This is a genomic window from Hoeflea algicola (assembly GCF_026619415.1).
Lineage (GTDB): Bacteria > Pseudomonadota > Alphaproteobacteria > Rhizobiales > Rhizobiaceae > Hoeflea > Hoeflea algicola.
Genome location: NZ_JAOVZR010000001.1, coordinates 2345378 through 2359197, shown reverse-complemented (window position 1 = coordinate 2359197; position 13820 = coordinate 2345378). Strand labels below are relative to the sequence as shown.

At 59.1% G+C, this 13820-nt stretch carries 22 protein-coding genes and 1 pseudogene; 19 read left to right on the top strand and 4 right to left on the bottom strand.

Annotated elements, in window-relative coordinates:
• The first annotated feature begins 2 nt into the window (after window positions 1–2).
• From OEG84_RS11630 to OEG84_RS11550, 18 genes and pseudogenes are all read left to right on the top strand, one after another.
• The gene (locus tag OEG84_RS11630) at window positions 3–632 is read left to right on the top strand and encodes an ssDNA-binding protein (protein WP_267653912.1); all 630 of its coding nucleotides are present in this window, start codon (window positions 3–5) and stop codon (window positions 630–632) included.
• A 70-nt stretch (window positions 633–702) separates the two neighbouring features.
• Window positions 703–1194, top strand: coding sequence for an HNH endonuclease (locus tag OEG84_RS25515; RefSeq protein WP_425602843.1), 492 nt, complete (start codon window positions 703–705; stop codon window positions 1192–1194).
• Complete coding sequence (locus OEG84_RS11625; RefSeq protein WP_267653911.1) at window positions 1191–1472, top strand: DUF2312 domain-containing protein; 282 nt, start codon at window positions 1191–1193, stop codon at window positions 1470–1472. Before OEG84_RS25515 ends, OEG84_RS11625 begins: the two co-directional genes overlap by 4 nt.
• A gap of 8 nt (window positions 1473–1480) precedes the next feature.
• On the top strand, window positions 1481–2029 hold the full coding sequence (locus OEG84_RS11620; protein WP_267653910.1) for a 3'-5' exonuclease: 549 nt from the start codon (window positions 1481–1483) through the stop codon (window positions 2027–2029).
• Window positions 2026–2235 carry a hypothetical protein gene (locus OEG84_RS11615; protein ID WP_267653909.1) on the top strand — a complete coding sequence of 70 codons (210 nt, stop codon included), beginning with the start codon at window positions 2026–2028 and terminating at the stop codon, window positions 2233–2235. The genes OEG84_RS11620 and OEG84_RS11615 overlap by 4 nt, the downstream gene beginning before the upstream one ends.
• A gap of 187 nt (window positions 2236–2422) precedes the next feature.
• Window positions 2423–2854, top strand: a pseudogene (locus OEG84_RS11610) (DNA cytosine methyltransferase); the annotation flags it as partial.
• Window positions 2811–3659: a hypothetical protein gene (locus tag OEG84_RS11605; protein WP_267656314.1), complete on the top strand. Its 849-nt coding sequence runs from the start codon at window positions 2811–2813 to the stop codon at window positions 3657–3659. The pseudogene OEG84_RS11610 and the gene OEG84_RS11605, both read left to right, overlap by 44 nt.
• 24 nt (window positions 3660–3683) lie before the next feature.
• Window positions 3684–3983 carry a hypothetical protein gene (locus tag OEG84_RS11600; protein WP_267656313.1) on the top strand — a complete coding sequence of 100 codons (300 nt, stop codon included), beginning with the start codon at window positions 3684–3686 and terminating at the stop codon, window positions 3981–3983.
• Window positions 3947–6217 (top strand): DNA polymerase family A protein, encoded by a 2271-nt coding sequence (locus tag OEG84_RS11595; protein ID WP_267653908.1) that lies wholly within the window; start codon window positions 3947–3949, stop codon window positions 6215–6217. The genes OEG84_RS11600 and OEG84_RS11595 overlap by 37 nt, the downstream gene beginning before the upstream one ends.
• A 282-nt stretch (window positions 6218–6499) precedes the next feature.
• Entirely contained in the window at window positions 6500–6712 is a 213-nt protein-coding gene (locus OEG84_RS11590) for a hypothetical protein (protein ID WP_267653907.1), read from the top strand.
• Complete coding sequence (locus OEG84_RS11585; RefSeq protein ID WP_267653906.1) at window positions 6709–6927, top strand: hypothetical protein; 219 nt, start codon at window positions 6709–6711, stop codon at window positions 6925–6927. The genes OEG84_RS11590 and OEG84_RS11585 overlap by 4 nt, the downstream gene beginning before the upstream one ends.
• 44 nt (window positions 6928–6971) lie before the next feature.
• Window positions 6972–7157: a hypothetical protein gene (locus OEG84_RS11580; protein WP_267653905.1), complete on the top strand. Its 186-nt coding sequence runs from the start codon at window positions 6972–6974 to the stop codon at window positions 7155–7157.
• Window positions 7157–7492, top strand: coding sequence for an AfsR/SARP family transcriptional regulator (locus OEG84_RS11575; RefSeq protein WP_267653904.1), 336 nt, complete (start codon window positions 7157–7159; stop codon window positions 7490–7492). The genes OEG84_RS11580 and OEG84_RS11575 overlap by 1 nt, the downstream gene beginning before the upstream one ends.
• Entirely contained in the window at window positions 7485–7721 is a 237-nt protein-coding gene (locus tag OEG84_RS11570; protein WP_267653903.1) for a hypothetical protein, read from the top strand. The genes OEG84_RS11575 and OEG84_RS11570 overlap by 8 nt, the downstream gene beginning before the upstream one ends.
• Window positions 7708–7917, top strand: coding sequence for a hypothetical protein (locus OEG84_RS11565; RefSeq protein WP_267653902.1), 210 nt, complete (start codon window positions 7708–7710; stop codon window positions 7915–7917). The genes OEG84_RS11570 and OEG84_RS11565 overlap by 14 nt, the downstream gene beginning before the upstream one ends.
• Before the next feature lie 133 nt (window positions 7918–8050).
• Entirely contained in the window at window positions 8051–8413 is a 363-nt protein-coding gene (locus OEG84_RS11560; protein WP_267653901.1) for a hypothetical protein, read from the top strand.
• The gene (locus tag OEG84_RS11555) at window positions 8410–9558 is read left to right on the top strand and encodes a bifunctional DNA primase/polymerase (RefSeq protein ID WP_267653900.1); all 1149 of its coding nucleotides are present in this window, start codon (window positions 8410–8412) and stop codon (window positions 9556–9558) included. Before OEG84_RS11560 ends, OEG84_RS11555 begins: the two co-directional genes overlap by 4 nt.
• The gene (locus OEG84_RS11550) at window positions 9447–10499 is read left to right on the top strand and encodes a helicase RepA family protein (protein WP_267653899.1); all 1053 of its coding nucleotides are present in this window, start codon (window positions 9447–9449) and stop codon (window positions 10497–10499) included. The genes OEG84_RS11555 and OEG84_RS11550 overlap by 112 nt, the downstream gene beginning before the upstream one ends.
• Before the next feature lie 727 nt (window positions 10500–11226).
• On the opposite strand, the gene OEG84_RS11545 is transcribed toward OEG84_RS11550, so the two are convergent.
• The 4 genes from OEG84_RS11545 to OEG84_RS11530 form a co-directional block, all read right to left on the bottom strand.
• A complete protein-coding gene (locus tag OEG84_RS11545; protein ID WP_267653898.1) occupies window positions 11227–11730 on the bottom strand; it encodes a hypothetical protein in 504 nt (167 codons plus the stop codon).
• Between the two features lie 124 nt (window positions 11731–11854).
• Window positions 11855–12373: an antirestriction protein ArdA gene (locus OEG84_RS11540; RefSeq protein WP_267653897.1), complete on the bottom strand. Its 519-nt coding sequence runs from the start codon at window positions 12371–12373 to the stop codon at window positions 11855–11857.
• Between the two features lie 54 nt (window positions 12374–12427).
• On the bottom strand, window positions 12428–12715 hold the full coding sequence (locus OEG84_RS11535; protein WP_267653896.1) for a hypothetical protein: 288 nt from the start codon (window positions 12713–12715) through the stop codon (window positions 12428–12430).
• Window positions 12716–12757: 42 nt separating this feature from the next.
• Complete coding sequence (locus OEG84_RS11530; protein WP_267653895.1) at window positions 12758–12985, bottom strand: hypothetical protein; 228 nt, start codon at window positions 12983–12985, stop codon at window positions 12758–12760.
• A 208-nt stretch (window positions 12986–13193) separates the two neighbouring features.
• Between OEG84_RS11530 and OEG84_RS11525 the strand changes: the two genes are divergently transcribed.
• On the top strand, window positions 13194–13673 hold the full coding sequence (locus tag OEG84_RS11525; RefSeq protein WP_267653894.1) for a hypothetical protein: 480 nt from the start codon (window positions 13194–13196) through the stop codon (window positions 13671–13673).
• Window positions 13674–13820: the final 147 nt, after the last annotated feature.

Genomic DNA, 13820 nt, shown 5'->3' with positions numbered 1-13820 from the left:
TCATGGCTGCCAAGTTCGCACGCACTGAAGATTTCAAAACCCCACCCTGCATCGTCAGCTTCGCGCAGGATCTGTTCAAGCCCCGCCAACAGAAGGGCGGCAAGATCAAGTACGGCTGCACGCTGATCTTCAAAAACAAGGACCGGCCCGCGTTGGAAAAGAAGGTCGGCGCGCTGATCGTCGAGCAGTGGGGCGAGAAAGGGCTTGAACGCGCCAAGAAGGGCCTGATCAAGTCGCCGTTCCTCGCTGGCGACGGAAAGGAAGCCCGCAACAAGGAGACCGGCGAGCTGCACCCGGGCATGGGTGAAGGCGTATTCTTCATCCGTGTTTCCGCCAACGAAGACAGGCCTCCGGTTGTCCGTTACCTGGACCCGAATATTCCGGCTACTCCCGAAGAGGTCTATAGCGGCTGCGAAGGCTTCGCAGTGATCAACGGCTTCTGCTGGAACAATGTCGAGAACGGCGACGGTGTCTCGTTCGGTATCCAGTACTTCCAGAAGACCGGCGAGGGTGAACGCCTTGGCGGATCCGGCAGTATTGACCCCGAGAAGTGGTACGAAAAGATCGAAGACACTGGCGAAGCGCCCGAAGAAACGCAGGGCGGCGAGGGCGCGGGCGGACTTTTCGGTTAGGTTCTGTCTATAGTCAAGCTTGACACACGGCTTACAAATAGCCGTGTGTCATTTACCGGAGGTATTTTCCATGGCTGAAATTTGGCACCCAATTCCTTGCGCACCAACAGTGCACGTCAGCTCGCTTGGGCGGTTTCGAAATACGGAGACGGGTAATTTGCTGGCCCCTAGGCTCAGGAAGGACGGATACCTGCATTTGGCTATCCGCTACGGCGGTGAGCGGTTTCACAAGAAAGCACACCAGTACGTGGCGGCGGCGTTTTTAGGGCCTAAGCCCTTTGAAGGGGCGCAGGTCGCCCATGCTGATGGGACACGCACGAATAACACGCCTGAAAACCTTCGTTGGGTGACCTGCAAAGAAAACCACGCAGACCGAGAAAAGCACGGTCGGGCTCCGAAGGGCGCCCGAAACGGTAGATCCCGGCTCCGCGATAGCGAGGTTCTGCGCATACGAGAACTTTTGAGTGCGGGGCTGACCCAGAACGACATCGCTGACCAATTTAACGTCTGCGCTTCGACTATCTCCCACATCAACACTAGAAAGTATTGGAGCCACCTATGACCACTACCGAAGAGGCCGGCGTCGGCCACAACAGCGACGCGCACCGGGTCGCACGCGACCAGTTGAGATCCTTTGTCGAGCGCATCCAGCGCCTCGAAGAAGAGAAGCAAACCCTCGCTGACGACATCAAGGACGTGAAGGGTGAAGCCAAGGCTGCGGGCTACGACACGAAGACCCTCGCCGAGATGCTGAAGCTTCTCAAGATGGACAAGGACGAGCGATCCGAACGCGAAGCGCTCCGCGACACCTACGCCAGCGCGCTCGGAGTGTTCGGATGAAGCACATAATGCTCGACCTCGAAACGCTCGGGACCAAGCCTGGTTCCTCTGTCATCTCGATTGGTGCTGCTCAGTTTGATCTGAATGGCGCCATCGGGAAGACCTTCAAGCAAAACATCTCGGCGGCGAGCTGCCGGGAAATAGGCCTCATTGAAGACCCCGCCACGCATCAGTGGTGGGCAAAGCAATCGGAAGCCGCGCAGGCCAAGATCATGGCGGATCGCAAGCCGGTGACGGAAGCCGCGCAGATGTTCCACTCGTGGTTCATGCGCACGGGCGCCGAGTTCGTGTGGGGCAACGGCTCAACCTTCGACGTGACGTTGTGGGAGGCCGTCTGCCGGAAGCTGGAAGTCACCCCACCCTGGAAGTTTTGGAACGTGCGCGATCTGCGGACGGCTCTGCACCTGTTCGATCTGGACCCGCGCACGATGGGGCGAACCGGTACGCATCACGACGCACTGGATGACGCCAAATTCCAGATCACCTGTCTGGTTGCTGCCGTCAAGAAGGGGCGGGGCAGAGACATCGCGCCTCGCCAGACAGGGGTGTTCGGGTGAGCCTCGAGGCTGCAATCAACGAGGCCGTTTCGCGCGGCCTCGTTGATCTTCAACTGCGCGAAAGCATCGGTGGGTGGCAAGCCATAGCCAAGTACCGGGGCCGCGAGGGCGGTCCGTGGGGTGTCGGCTGCCACGCCGATCCGGTGGCCGCGTTAAACGTCGCTCTGGAGCCAGAGCGCAAATCCGAAATGGGAGTGTTTGACTGATGGAACGTTATTCCTATGAAACGCCTGACAGCCCCAGAGCGCTATTTCGCGTTTTCGACGCCAAGCGCGGAGCGGTAGGGTCTTATGAGAAACCGTCCGCCAGGGCGGTGGCCTTGTGCAGGGACCGCGACGACGCCGAGACGGTCACGGCTGCGCTTAACGCTTTTGTAAAGAGTGGCGCTTGACGATGGCCGCTTACTATTCAGAATTTGACCCGCACGCAGCACAGTGGCTGCGCAACCTGATTTCCGCCGGGCTGATTGCGCCGGGTGATGTTGACGAAAGGAGCCTGCTAGATGTCACGCCCTCCGAGCTTGAACGATACACCCAGGTCCATCTCTGCGCCGGTATCGGCGTCTGGAGCTACGGGCTGCGCCGCGCCGGATGGCCTGACGCCCGTCCAGTCTGGACCGCCAGTTTCCCTTGCCAGCCTTTCTCCGCGGCAGGCAAAGGAGGCGGGTTTGCTGACGAGCGGCACCTATGGCCCTTTGGGCTCCATCTCATCGCACAGTGCCAGCCTGCAATCCTCTTTGGCGAGCAGGTTGGAAGCAAGGACGGCCTTGGCTGGCTCGACCTTGTACAAGCTGACCTGGAAGGACTGGGCTACGCCTGCGGGGCGGCTGTTGCCCCTGCTGCGGGCTTCGGGGCGCCGCACGAAAGACACCGGCTCTGGTGGTGCGCGGAAAAGCTGGCCGACCCCCACAGCGAACAGCACGACCGGGCCGGGAAGCTCCGGGCGGGATGGCGGGCTGAACATTCAGACGGCAGCTCAACTGGCTGGTTGGGCGACGACGACGCGCGACTGGAAGGACACGCCGGGCATGGCGACGACCGGAGTGAACCCGGACGGGTCGGTGCGCTCGCGGCTGGACCAGTTGGGCAGACAAGCGGGTGTGGCGGGCTGGCCGACGCCGATGGCCGGGACGCCAGCGCAGAACGGCAACAATGCGGCAGGCAACAACGACAGCAGCAGGAAGACGGTGGCGCTGTCTGGTTGGCCGACAGCACGCAAGGGCACACCGCAGGACATGGCAGCAGCAGCGATGTCAGGGTGGCGCACACCAACAGCAGGCAGCCCGAACAGCTTGCGCGGGAACGGGCAAGACCCGGAGAAGCGGATAGCGGGTGGCCATGCGGTCAATCTGACGGACGAAGTGAACTGGCTCAAGGACAACCCACAACCGGCCCGGTTAACGGCTTCTGGCGAGATGCTGATTGGCTGTTCTGCCGGGATGGAAAGTGGCGGCCAGTTGAACCCGGCTCATTCCCGCTGGTTGATGGGGCTGCCTTCAAGTTGGGATCTGGCAGCGCCTACGAAGGCCGATCTCGCACCGGCATGCTCAAAGGCTATGGCAACGCCATCGTCGCGGACGCGGCGCAAGGCTTCATCGAAAGCTGGCTCGACGCCGAACGTGTTCGACTGAGCGAGACGGACCGGGGGTTTTCGGATGAAACACGCACACATCACAGACCACGCGCTGGTGCGCTGGCTCGAACGGGCCAAGGGGCTCGACATGGAAGCCTACCGGACCGAGCTGAAGGCGCTGGCGCAGCCGATGGCTTCGGTGTGCTCGACCGGCGCATGGATCGACGGCAACTGGTTCGTCATGAAGAAGGGCTCGCTGATCACGGTACTGGACGACAAGCCCGGCATCACCTCGGCGATCGTCAATGACCGCGGCGAGAGGCCGCCGAAGCCGGTGCCGATACCGTGGCAGGCGCTCAAGCGCAAGAGGTCGAGCAAGTGAAGGGCTTGGAAATCGACTTCGAAACGAGAAGCCCGGTCGATCTTCGCAAGCATGGATCGGCGAACTATTTCGATCACCCGCTCACGCAACCGCTGATGGCCTCCTATACCTTCGACGGCAAGACGGTGAAGCGGTGGCGCCCGCCCGAGCCATGCCCTGACGATATCCGCCATCACGTCGAAGCAGGCGGCACCGTGTCGGCGCACAACAACTCATTCGAGCGCGGACTGTGGCAGAAGATCCTGACGCCGCGCTATGGGTGGCCGGTGCTGCACCTGGAGCAATGCAGGTGCACGGCCGCCACGGCTGCGGCCATGTCCTTGCCGCGCGATCTGGAAGGTGTCGGGTCAGTGCTCGGCCTGCCGATCCAGAAGGACAAGGCCGGCGCAGCGCTGATCCGCAAATTCTCAATACCGCGCCGGGCGCGTAAAGGGGAAGACCCGAACGGCATCTATTTCAACGAGCCGCACGAGTTCCCCGAGGACTTCGAACGGTTTCATGATTATTGCGATGTCGACGTGTTGACCGAGGCCGCGGCTGACCGCCGCATGGTGCCGTTGTCCAGCGAAGAGCAAGCCTTGTGGGTGCTGGATCAGAAGATCAGCGATCGCGGCATCCGCATCGATAGGCGCTCGGCGCGGTCGGCCCTTGCGCTGGCGGAGAAGGCCAAGAAGCTGCTTGACCGCGAGTTGAGGCTGGTGACGGGCGGATACGTTCCGTCGACGACGCAACCGGGCAAGCTGGTGGAGTGGGTAAACTCCCAAGGCATCGCCATGGGGAGCGCCGCCATGCCCGAGATCGAGGACTTGCTGTCGACGAACGATCTACCCGAGCATGTACGCCGGGCGCTGGAGATCCGGCAGGAAGCGGCAAAGACTTCGGTCGCCAAGCTCCGAGCCATGCTGAACCGCGCCAGCTCTGACGGGCGGGTGCGGGGCTCGTTCCTGTTCGCTGCGACCGGGCCTGGGCGATGGGTGTCCGTAGGCGTGAACTTCACCAACATGCCGCGCCCGCGCCGGGAGTTCGACGACGCTCATCCTGATCTTCCGACCTTGTTCGAAGCAATCAGGCAGGAAGACCCGGATCTGCTGCGGTTCATGTATGGCGACGTACTAGGCAGGCCGCTGCACCTGATCTCAGACGCCATCCGCGGTTTCATCACGGCAGCACCCGGTCACGACCTTCTGCAGGCCGACTACTCCGGCATTCAAGGCGCGATCGCGGCGTGGTTACCTAACGAGGAATGGAAGCTCGCGGCGCTGCACGAGATCCTGACCGATCCGTCATTGCCGGATATGTATCGACGCACCGCCGCCGGCATCATGAACATGTCGACCGATGTCATCACCAAGAAGCACCCGCTGCGGCAGTCGGTCGGCAAGGTCGCCGAGTTGGCGCTCGGCTTCGGCGGTGGGGTTTCGGCCTTCCATACGATGGCGCAGGGCTACCACGTTGATCTCGGCTCGCTCTATGAGCCGGTGTGGGCGGCGGCGGAAGAGGACCGGCGGGAGAAGGCCGTCAAGCGATACGAGAAATGCGTGCTCACGGGAGACGCCAAGACCGACGTGCTGACGCGCGAGGCGTGGATAGCCTGTGAGATCATCAAGATCGGCTGGCGCGCCACGAACCCGGCCATTGCAGGCGCCTGGCACGCCATCGAAAGGGCGATCCGCGAAGCGGTCCAAAACCCCGGCACCGTCGTTCACGTCTTCAAGTGCGCCTACATCGTGCGCATGGGCTTCCTCTGGTGCCGGCTGCCAAGCGGCCGCTGCATTGCCTACGGATCGCCGAGGTTGAAAGATCAGGTTTGGGCTTGCGCCAAAGGACCGGGCGGCGAATGGTTGCCGTCTGAAGTCATGGATCGCGATCTGGCCGAGCGGGGCGCTGTCAAAGGCCTTATCAAGATCGAGGGCGAGACATCACCCAAGGCGACCGTGATCGGCGTCAACGCAACCACGCGAAAGCTGACACGGTTCGGGCTCTACGGCGGGCTCGCGTTCCAGAACACCGTCATGGGTATCGAGCGGGACTTCCTGGTCAACGGCATGTGGAAGGCCGAAGCAGCCGGGTACCCGATCATCGCCCATGTCTACGATGAAATGGTGTGCGAAGTGCCGCGGGGCTTCGGCGATCTGGCTTTCTTTGAAAAGCTGATCTGCGAGCTGCCGGAATGGGGTGCAGGCATGCCGCTCTCTGCGGGCGGGTGGCGGGGAAAGAGGTACAGGAAGGAGTGAAAATAATGTCGCATGTGGGGCTTGACGTAGCCTACCAACCGACATACATTTGTACTGTAAGAATGAGAAAGACGACCAGACACAGGAGGCTATCATGTAGACCGCAGCGCGTGCGCGCACCTCCCGCCAACCAAGACGATCAACAACAGGAGAGACAAAGATGAACCACCACCACCAAGCCGTTTCGCAGACCTCGATTGCGACCTCCAGGAGGCCGGACTTGAACCAGTCCACCGTTCCCAGGAGGCGAGGCTCCGATAACTTCACCGAACCGGAGACGCCATGCCCCGCAAGCCAAAGACCGAATACAAGCAGTACGGTGAAAAGACCGAGATGGTAGCCGTCCGCATACCGGCCAGCCTGCACTCCCAAATCAAGAGGCTGGCCGATCTCGACCAAATGCCGAAGAGCAGGAAGGTCGTGGAGCTGCTGGAGCGGGGCATGCCGAAAAGGCGTCCCGCGCAGCCGAAGAAACCCGAAAGTGTTTTCGAATGACCTTCGACGAGATCAGAGCCGCGCACCCGGCCATGGGTTTGACGCTTTACGCGATCGAACCGGGCCAGCCGGTGACGCTGGAAGTCATCGCCGACGGTGAGATATTCACCTTCCATGCCGAGACGGAAGCGGCGGTGCTGGCGCGGGCATTCCCGCCACCCGAACAAATCGCGGAGCCGGATCCACCGGAACCGCCGGAGAATGTTTTCGACTGATTGTCAATTGTGACGCATGACAACAACCTACAAGGATGACGACCGTGAAGACCACCCTCAACCCGCCCCTCGATAGTGACAAGCTGATCTTCGACGCGGTCAAGATGCGCTGGCAGGAGAAGGTGCTGATCTGGTCGCTGGTCATCATCGCGCTCGGCGCACTCGCCGCGGCGACGATCTGCACGCTGCAGGAAGGCGCGCATGAATACCGGCTCTCGGAGCGGGTGTGATGGATGAAGGCATTTGCCCCTGCTGCGGGCATAAAATGGGGAGGATGCTGGACGCTACACAGCTCCCGCTGATCCGCTTCTCCCCTGCTCAACGTGTCATTGTAAGGGCGCTTGTCGCGAGGCACCCGAACCCGGTCTCCATCGAAGCGCTTATCGGTGTGCTCTATGGCGGCAGGCTCGACGGCGGCCCTACTGATGCTTCGTCCACCGTGAAGGTGCTTATCAGCCAGATCAGGAAGCGGCTTGGCCCGCATAAATGGCGCATACCGCTGGAACCCGGCGGCCAAGGAAACACAGCACGCTACAGATTGAGGCAGGAGCCGAAAAATGACTGACAAGATCACACTGGAAGAAGTCGAGGCCGGCATCAGACATATCTGCGTCGAGATGGCGGCGAGGCTGGAGGTAGCCCGGAAGAAATACGACGCAGAGATTGCGGCCTTGCAAGCCCGTGTCGCCGAGCACCCGGAGATCGAGACGGAAGCCATGATGCGGATCGGCGCCCAGGTGCGCATGATGATGCAATCATTCAAGGACAAGGAGACGACCGATGACCCCGCTTGAAATCAAAATCCTTCTAGCCTGCTACTGCATACCCGTTCCGGAGCGAGACTTCGAACGAAATAACTGGCACAGCCCCGCCGCGAAGGAAGCTCGCGAGCGGTTTTACCAGGCCGGTGTCATCCGAGCCGACACGAACCAGATCACGGACGCAGGAAAGAATGTCATCAAACGGCTATGCGCTGTCACGCTGGCGTAGATTTTGACGCCTGACGACGCTGGACAGCGCCCGACACATCGGCCAAGGTAGGCGTTCCGCAAAAATAAAGCCGGCGCAACGGTGACACGCTGCGCCGGCTTCACAGATCAACGCTGTTTCGGAGCGCCAACCAATGACGACCGTACCCACTGACACGCCGGAAATCCAGCCCGAAGATGACCTCTTTCAGCGCGACACACGGCCAGACTTCGCTGACGCGCTGGCTTACATGCTTAGCACCCCCGGCCATCCCGAAGCCAAACGGCACTTCTTTGCCTTGGACTTTAGCGAAGACACCCGATGGAAGGGCCAGGCTCAGCAGGCTACGTCTGTGCTCAGCATGATCCACGCCATGATAGGCGAGCTGTTCGGACCTGTTGCCAGCATCGAAAGTGAAGAGGCCGTGTTGTTGCGGGGGCCGGAGGCGAAGCACACCGGAGAAGCCATTCTCGCGGCGCTGCAGAGAGTAAGCGACGCGCTGGCGGCCAAGGCATGACCGAGAACCCATTCAAGAAGTTGCTGGATCTCGGCTTCACCCGTCTCGTTCCAATCATCCCACCAAACGCCCCGATCTCTGAGCGATCCAATCTGTTCAAGCGCATCGAGAAGGGTGACGATGCAAGAGGCAAGGTGCCCGGCATCAGGTGGCCAGACGGATCGTGGAGCGGCTACGACTTCGTCTCTTCCGAAGAGATCCACGCTGACAAGTGGCACGAAATGGGCGCCAATGTCGGGATCAAGACGGGGCAGGGCCTCGTCGGCATCGACGCGGACACAAAGACGCTCGAGCACGCGAAGATCATCAAGGAACTGATCGAAGCCAAATTCGGCCATCTGCCGGTCCGGATCGGTGATTTCCCCAAGGCGCTTTATCTGGTCAAGACTGACACGGACTTCTCCTATGCGCGGATCGAGTTCGGCGAGCGCAACGACAAGGGGCTCTTGCAGGACCGTGTCGAGATCCTGGCGGAAGGCAAGCAGTTCGTCGCGATCGGCACACACCCGAAGACGATGAAGCCCTACAGGTGGCCGAAGGGCATTCCGAACCTCGACGGCGTTCCGTTCATCTCCGGCAAAGATTTGCTCAATCTGCTGGAGGAACTTCGGCCACTCCTACCCGCTGCGTCGAAGGTCAGCCAGGAAGGCTCCGGCGCCGACGTTGATCAGGAAAGCTTGCGCGGAAACATCGAGATCATCGCCAAGGCGGTCAAAGCCACGCCGAACACCTCGAACCATTTCCCCACAAGAGAAAGCTACAGGGACTTCGGTTACGCGATCAAGGCAGCCGCCGGGCCAGAGCACGAAGCAGAAGCGCTAGAGCTGTTCATGGACTGGTGCGACCGATGGGTGGATGGTCAAAACGAGCCCGAGATCGTCGTAGCAGACTGGAACAGAATGAAGCCGCCGTTCAGGCGTGGCGCATCGTTCATCTATGAACAAGCCACAAAATACGGTATGGACTTCGATGCGGGCGAGGCAGTCGCAGACAAGTGGTTTGAGAAAATTCAAGCCCCCTATTCCCCGAAGTCTTGCCAAAAGCTTTTGAGAAACCGCTCAAGAAATTCACCTTTCTGGATTTCAACACAGCCGCCAACAGCGCGCTCGAGAGCGGCACCGCGCCGCTGGTCAAGGGTTTGCTAGATCAAGGAGCCATGACGGTCCTTTACGGTCCATCAAATGTCGGCAAGACGTTCGTGGCCATGGATCTTGCCTTCCACATTGCCGCCGGGCTCGATTATGCCGGCATGCGGACAACGCAGGGCGCGGTGATCTATGTAGCAGCCGAAGGCGGTAGAGGTGCCAAACGGCGCGTCCTGGCGATGCGTGAGCGCTACAAGCCAGAAGGACCGGTGGAGTTGCTGTTGCTGGCGTCGCCTGTTGATCTGAGGCGGCCTGATGCTGATTTGAAACCTTTGATATCGGCCATTCAGGGCTTGGGCGTGCCGGTCATGTTGATCGTGATTGATACGCTTTCCCGGGCCATGGCCGGCGGTGATGAAAATTCGTCTGTTGATATGGGTTTTATTGTCAACCACTTTGACGTGCTGCGGACTGTTACGGCGGCCCATTTGATGGTTGTGCACCATAGCGGCAAGAATGCTGCAGCCGGTGCGCGCGGCCACAGTCTGTTGCGCGCTGCTACCGATACCGAAATTGAGGTGAGCGAGGGGCTTGTGTCTGTCACCAAGCAACGCGATTTAGAACGGTCATGGGGCTCGGGATTTGCGCTTGATACGATGACTTTAGGCGTCGACGGCGACGGTGATCCGATTACATCTTGCACGATACGGCTGACAGCTCGTGACAGCGTTAAGGTCGGGTCGGCGAGCCCGAAGGAGGCCGAAATATTGGAGGCCGGGACGGTTTTACAGTCGCTAAACGTGGACGGCGAGACGGGTTTTTCAGTGGCGGATATGGTCGAGTATTTCGGAGATCGGAAGGACAATCTGTCCGCTAATGCGGTCCGCCAATTGCTTAAAAAGTGCGTAGCGAAGGGACTTTTGACAAAATGTCTTCGTGGAAGGTGGAAAGTGGAAGTAGTCCAAAGTGGTCTTGATGTGGTCCAAAATATTTTCGATTGATTTCAATAGGTTAGCCGAAGTGGTCCAAAGTGGCCTAAAGTGGTCCAGCGCCGCGGCAAAAGTGGTCCAAGTGGTCCACCACACTATAGGTGGACCACTTGGACCAATGCCCCGTTCGGACCAGTTGAATTTATAAAAAAGAGGGCCAAACGAAACGACATACAAAAGGACGGAAGCGGCAATGCGAACCATGGAACAGAACGAACAACTCTACACCCTGGTCAGGCTAGACCCGTACACAAGGCAAGATGGGCGAGAGACAGTCGTAGCGATCTGGAAATCGGATTGCTCGATGTGCGGTGTTGAGTTTGAAGTCACCACGCCAGAGAGCGGAAACCAGAAAGTGGCGAGGCGGTGCATGGAGCATCGCAAGTCGACAACAAAGGCCAGAGCCAATGCAACCCGCGCCGCAAAGCGAAAGAGCCGAAAGAAAAACCCCGCTACATAGCGGGGCTTAATTCAGGGTCGGTGCAATTTGTCATACAGTTTTCGGAACAGGGCGCCGGTCATGTTTGAGACGATCGCCAACGGGATACAGATCAGCAAGAAAACAAGGCCGATGAAAAGGATCATGTGCGCGCCTCGGTGTATCGGCGTAAGTGCCCCGACCGGCGGCCTGCAGTGTGGCCTAGATCCCATTGGTAGGCTTCCACACTGCCGCTTTGGTTTGGGTTGTGCCACCAGGGCACGCCTGCACGTTGCGCGGCCAAGCCGGTTTCATAATCGGTCATGCGCTCACCCTCGCAGCTTCGCGTTTAGCGGTTTCTTCAGCACACCATTGCGCGAACCTGGCGTTGCGATCGGCAGCCGTTCCATTCTTGGCAATGGCCGCCGTTTCGCGTTCATCATCGAACGCGGATCCATCCAGCGCCATCAAGAGCTTTTGCTCCAGGTGCGACAACAAGCCATCCAGCCCATAGGCAACGGCTGTCAATTTGGAGAAGTGATGCGGATTGATGTCGCCGAAGCGATCGGCCAAGCATGTATCGACCTTGCTAGATATGTGCCAGCAAAGCACGTAAACATTCGGTTGGCAGCTTTCGCCGTCAATCTTAATTCCGAGATCCAGGCCGCGCGGTGCATTGACCGAAATGCGGTGCGCTTTCGGATACCCTTCAACAAAGCCTTCGCGGGTCCAAGCATGATCGATCTTCAGGCGATCGAGCAAATTGCAAACTTGCGTGGCGATCTTCAGGCGATCGGCTTTGCGTGTTTCGGTTAGTGCGGTCATGGTCTAGGTTCCTGTCTATGCGCATTCGGCCAAATTCATGCCATGGGCGCGCGTTGTGGGGTTGTCGGGTAGGTGGATACCGCCAATGCTTACAAAACGCGCTGGCGGTCAGTTGTGGCGGTTTTCAGTAATTGTGGAAAAGATAGGTCGTGCCGTCGTGCTCGTAAGACGAGTAATCCATGAGCCAATCACGCGAGACACCCTCCCAGTCGATGTAACAGTCAAGCCAGTCCGGGATTTCGCGCCCCATGTTTTCGGCTTGCTCTGCAGCCCAGTCGCCAGCGTCGGTGAACTCCCCGGCGTATTTGTCATCCAGATCCCGTTCAAGGTCGTCGCCATCGCTGCAGTATTCCTCGACGTAGGACATCAATACGGCAAGCGGGATGTTGCGGTCCTCAGCCAGTTCAGCAAGCTTCACACGCTTGGCCACCGCTTCCAGACCGGCGTATTCGCCGATATTGCCTAAACCCTCATGATCGTGGATTGCCCATTCTTCAGCATCCGGAATGGGGCTTTCACTCAGCATGGCGTCAACCTGTTCTTGCATTTCGTCGGCGTCGTTGGCCGCGTCGATCCAGCGGCCATGCAAGATGCCGTTGTTATAAGCTGCAAGGCATGCGGCATAAATTCTCTGAGCGGTCATGGTCGTTTTCCTTTGTCGGTTGATTAGTGGTTGGCAAGCGTCAGAATTGACGCGCTAGGCGTCAAGCGAAACAATCGCCAAAAAGCCGGTAGTGTCGACAGCGACGCCTTCAGGGACACGGTCAAGTCTGATGTATTCGCCAAGACGGTCGCGCTTTATGCGCGCCAGTATGTTGGGGAACATATCGGAGTTTGCAAAGCCGCCGAATTTAGGATGTTGGCGAAATGCGGGAATGTCGCAGTGCTTGCGGTCCAGCGTGGGTACTTTGACGCGGGTGTATGCTGGCGTCCCGTCCATTTCGTAGACAGTCTCGGTTTTCGCCTTGAATGATATTTTAGCCATTTGCTCGGTTCCTTGTGTCGGTTTGTATGGTGCAAAACAGTGTCAGGCTTCGGCTGCAGCATAGGCTTTGCCGTGCTTTGCCAGCGTGGCGACGAAAGCGTCGCGACGTTCGGCATTGTTGAACGACCATTCATCCAGATCGCCTGAAGCCCCGATGAATTGAACATTCAAGCCTTCAGCGCGGCGACGGTAGAAAACCCGGTCCATCATTGTGGCGGTTGCGGGGCTGAGATTGTCGCGGTTTGGCTTGTGAGTGTGGTCGAATTGCATGGTCGTTTCTCCGTGTTTGTATGGTGCAAATGTATGTCGGTTGATGGTGGTTGTCAAGCGACATAATTGACAAAAGCGACAGCTTGAGAATTAACCAGATTTAGGTTAACTTTGGTAACGCTGGACATATCATAACTTCTTGATAGGTTGATACGATCGGCAAGGCTCGGTTAAGTCGTTTCGCAACCGTTATGAATATGAGGGCGTTATGGCGCAAAAACAGAAACGGTTTTCAGGCCAGCAAAAGGCGTTTATTGGGCATATGGCACGCACACATAATAAAGAATACGCAGCGACGAAAGCCGGCTATGCGAGCCCGGCGATCGCCGGTTGGAAGCTTATGGAAAACCCGCTAATCGCCAACGCGGTGCGCTCGGAATGTCAGAAAGCCCTAGAAGAGAAGCTAGGCCCAGCCGCCGTCTATAACCTTGCAGAGATAGCGCTTGACACGAAAATGCCAGCCGGCGCGCGCGTCAAGGCGTCGGAGATCCTGATGAAGGCCAGCGGCTTAGGCGCCCAGGACGGCGGCGCCGGCAAGGAATTGCACGAGATGACAGGCGACGAATTGCGGCATGAGATCCAGCGGATGGAAGCCACACAAGCGGCCATGACACGCGCGCTATCGGATCAAGCAAAGCCTGTCATTGAGGGCGACGAACAACAGCCGATCGGCGACGCTTTCGAGTGAAAGCTTGCAAAGCGCTTGCAAGCGCATAGGCTAAGTCACTGATAAGACAGGCGCGGCCTCTACGTTGTCTAGGTAGTTCACCCGTCGCGACCCCGCCTCGGCCGGCCACCCGGCCCCCGGCATCAGTCCGGCGTCGGCCCCGTAGAC

What these genes read in the sequence shown, in the direction of transcription:
- OEG84_RS11630 (WP_267653912.1), top strand. Translation starts at nt 3, where the DNA reads ATGGCTGCCAAGTTCGCACGCACTGAAGATTTCAAAACCCCACCCTGC.
- OEG84_RS25515 (WP_425602843.1), top strand. Translation starts at nt 703, where the DNA reads ATGGCTGAAATTTGGCACCCAATTCCTTGCGCACCAACAGTGCACGTC.
- OEG84_RS11625 (WP_267653911.1), top strand. Translation starts at nt 1,191, where the DNA reads ATGACCACTACCGAAGAGGCCGGCGTCGGCCACAACAGCGACGCGCAC.
- OEG84_RS11620 (WP_267653910.1), top strand. Translation starts at nt 1,481, where the DNA reads ATGCTCGACCTCGAAACGCTCGGGACCAAGCCTGGTTCCTCTGTCATC.
- OEG84_RS11600 (WP_267656313.1), top strand. Translation starts at nt 3,684, where the DNA reads ATGAAACACGCACACATCACAGACCACGCGCTGGTGCGCTGGCTCGAA.
- OEG84_RS11590 (WP_267653907.1), top strand. Translation starts at nt 6,500, where the DNA reads ATGCCCCGCAAGCCAAAGACCGAATACAAGCAGTACGGTGAAAAGACC.
- OEG84_RS11585 (WP_267653906.1), top strand. Translation starts at nt 6,709, where the DNA reads ATGACCTTCGACGAGATCAGAGCCGCGCACCCGGCCATGGGTTTGACG.
- OEG84_RS11575 (WP_267653904.1), top strand. Translation starts at nt 7,157, where the DNA reads ATGGATGAAGGCATTTGCCCCTGCTGCGGGCATAAAATGGGGAGGATG.
- OEG84_RS11570 (WP_267653903.1), top strand. Translation starts at nt 7,485, where the DNA reads ATGACTGACAAGATCACACTGGAAGAAGTCGAGGCCGGCATCAGACAT.
- OEG84_RS11565 (WP_267653902.1), top strand. Translation starts at nt 7,708, where the DNA reads ATGACCCCGCTTGAAATCAAAATCCTTCTAGCCTGCTACTGCATACCC.
- OEG84_RS11560 (WP_267653901.1), top strand. Translation starts at nt 8,051, where the DNA reads ATGACGACCGTACCCACTGACACGCCGGAAATCCAGCCCGAAGATGAC.
- OEG84_RS11555 (WP_267653900.1), top strand. Translation starts at nt 8,410, where the DNA reads ATGACCGAGAACCCATTCAAGAAGTTGCTGGATCTCGGCTTCACCCGT.
- OEG84_RS11545 (WP_267653898.1), bottom strand. Translation starts at nt 11,730, where the DNA reads ATGACCGCACTAACCGAAACACGCAAAGCCGATCGCCTGAAGATCGCC.
- OEG84_RS11540 (WP_267653897.1), bottom strand. Translation starts at nt 12,373, where the DNA reads ATGACCGCTCAGAGAATTTATGCCGCATGCCTTGCAGCTTATAACAAC.
- OEG84_RS11535 (WP_267653896.1), bottom strand. Translation starts at nt 12,715, where the DNA reads ATGGCTAAAATATCATTCAAGGCGAAAACCGAGACTGTCTACGAAATG.
- OEG84_RS11530 (WP_267653895.1), bottom strand. Translation starts at nt 12,985, where the DNA reads ATGCAATTCGACCACACTCACAAGCCAAACCGCGACAATCTCAGCCCC.
- OEG84_RS11525 (WP_267653894.1), top strand. Translation starts at nt 13,194, where the DNA reads ATGGCGCAAAAACAGAAACGGTTTTCAGGCCAGCAAAAGGCGTTTATT.